This window comes from Stenotrophomonas terrae (assembly GCF_039674165.1).
GTDB classification, from domain to species: domain Bacteria; phylum Pseudomonadota; class Gammaproteobacteria; order Xanthomonadales; family Xanthomonadaceae; genus Stenotrophomonas; species Stenotrophomonas terrae_A.
In genome coordinates this window covers 1-2,422 of sequence record NZ_JBDJMY010000091.1, presented here as the reverse complement: position 1 = coordinate 2,422, position 2,422 = coordinate 1, and the positions used below count along the sequence as shown (strand labels likewise).

The window sequence follows — 2,422 nt, the reverse complement described above, 5'->3', positions numbered from 1 at the left end:
ATGCTCGGCAGAAGCTTCACCGGTAATGCCCCCTGCCGAGCATGGCTCGGCACTACAGGTTGAACCTCTCCGGTAACGCCCCTTGCCGAGCATGGCTCGGCACTACACCCCCTCCCTTGCGCCGAAGGCGGAGGGGAGGGGTTGGCTTTTTGGGCTTTTTGGGCCTTTCGCGCATTACCAGCTTCGCGGCTTACGCCGTTCCTACAAATCGGTGCTACCCGGTAACGTCCCCTGCCGAGCATGGCTCGGCACTACAGGGTGACGCCCTTTGCCCAGCCCCTTCAGAGGGCGTCCAGGTCACCCAGGGCGCGGATCAGGCGACGGGCGCGTTTGTCGGGGCGGTGTGCGGGGGCCTGGTAACCGGTGCGTTCGGCGGCGCGGCGCAGGCGCAGTTCATCGCGCGCCTGCCTGGACGCTGGCGTTTCCTCGTACAAGGCCTGGGCTACCGGGGCCGAGCCGCGGTTGGCGCTGAGCCCGCGTACCGCGATCTCGAAAATCTCGTCGCCGCGCTGCACCCGCAGCGCGTCACCGATGCGGATCGCACGGGAAGATTTCGGGCGCTGCCCTTCGACGTCGACCTTGCCGGTATCGACGGCCTGCTTGGCCAGGCTGCGGGTCTTGAAAAAGCGCGCGGCCCACAGCCATACATCAAGACGGATGCTCGCTACTGGTACGACTTCACCACTCATTGCGCTGCCATGACTCCTTGGTAGACATCCGGACGGTGATACCTGCCACCATCGCTCTCACCTGCAAGATGCTAGTGTGCCAGCCCCGATCCCGACAACGTTTTCCATGTCGAAACCCAAGCAAACCCGCTCGCTCACCGAAGGCCCAATCGGGCCCAGCCTGCTGATGTTCGCCCTGCCTATTCTGGCGGGCAACATCGCACAGTCGCTGAACGGCTCGGTCAATGCCATCTGGGTGGGCAAGTTCCTCGGCGAGGCGGCGCTGACTGCCACCGCCAATGCCAACAACATCATGTTTTTCCTGATCGGTTCGGTATTCGGCATCGGCATGGCTGCCACCATCCTGATCGGCCAGTCGATCGGGGCCAAGGACCTGCCGCAGGCGCGGCGGGTCATGGGCACCAGCGCCACCTTCTTCATCGGGCTGTCGGTGGTGATTGCGGTGCTGGGCTGGTTTCTGTCGCACCGCTTGCTGCTTGCGATGGGTACACCGGCCGAATCGCTGCCGATGGCCGATGCCTACCTGAAGGTGATCTTCCTGGCGATGCCGCTGTTGTATGCCTTCGCCTTCATCACCGCCGCTCTGCGCGGCGCCGGCGATGCACGCACGCCGTTCCGCTTCCTGCTGTTGGCGGTGCTGCTGGATATCGCTTTCAATCCCTTGCTGATCTTCGGCGTCGGCCCTTTCCCCGAGCTGGGCATCGCCGGTTCCGCCTGGGCCACGTTCTTCTCGCAGGGCCTGGCGCTGGCCGGGCTGATGCTCTACCTGCGCAACAAGCGGCACATGCTGTGGTTGGGGCGCAAGGACATCGGCCTGCTGAAGATCGACACCTTCATCCTCAAGGCGCTGGTGATCAAGGGCGTGCCGATGGGCCTGCAGATGATCCTGATCTCGTTGGCGATGATCATGATGATCAGCATGGTCAATGGCTATGGCGTGGAAACCGCATCGGCCTACGGCGCAGCAATGCAGCTATGGACCTATGTGCAGATGCCGGCGATGGCCATTGGCGCGGCGTGTTCGACGATGGCTGCACAGAACGTGGGTGCCGGGCGCTGGGAGCGCGTGGATGCCACCGCGCGCACCGGCGTGCTGTTCAACTTCCTGCTGACCGGCGCGCTGATCGCACCGATCATCCTGTTTGATCGCAGCACCCTTGCGCTGTTCCTGCCGGCGGCCAGCGAGGCACTGGAGATCGGCCGCCATCTGAATCACATCGCGGTGTGGTCGTTCCTGTTCTTCGGTGTCAACTTCGTGGTGTCCGGCGTGGTCCGGTCCACCGGCGCGGTGGTGCCGCCGCTGCTGATCCTGGCGGTGGCGATGTGGGGTATCCGGGTTCCATTTGCATTGTGGCTGCAGCCACGGTTTGGTGCCGATGCGATCTGGTGGAGCTTCCCGGTCAGCGCGTTCTGCTCGATGCTGATGATCATGAGCTATTACCGCTGGGGCAACTGGCGCAAGGCCAGCATTCTGGGCAAGCAGGCGCAGGCCACGCCGGCGGAAGTAGCCGCCACGCCGCCCTCGCCGGTGGCGGATCCTGACGTGGAATTGGAACGCTAGACAGCGTTGTGGGAGCGGCGTCAGCGGCGAAGCTGGCATTGCTGGAAAGGCTCAAGAGCTCAACCCCTCCCCAACCCTCCCCTACGCCTACGGCGCAAGGGAGGGAGCTGAACAATCTGTAGTGCCGAGCCATGCTCGGCAGTGGCATTACCGGTGAAGCCTCGTGCCTAGC

General features: G+C 64.0%; 2 protein-coding genes. One reads left to right on the top strand and one right to left on the bottom strand.

Annotated elements, in window-relative coordinates; genetic code table 11:
• Positions 1 to 281: 281 nt before the first annotated feature.
• The gene (locus tag ABE493_RS19355) at positions 282 to 689 is read right to left on the bottom strand and encodes an RNA-binding S4 domain-containing protein (protein ID WP_346501024.1); all 408 of its coding nucleotides are present in this window, start codon (positions 687 to 689) and stop codon (positions 282 to 284) included.
• 106 nt (positions 690 to 795) lie between these two features.
• On the opposite strand from ABE493_RS19355, the gene ABE493_RS19350 reads away from it, so the two are divergent.
• Positions 796 to 2,250: an MATE family efflux transporter gene (locus tag ABE493_RS19350; RefSeq protein WP_346501022.1), complete on the top strand. Its 1,455-nt coding sequence runs from the start codon at positions 796 to 798 to the stop codon at positions 2,248 to 2,250.
• Positions 2,251 to 2,422: the final 172 nt, after the last annotated feature.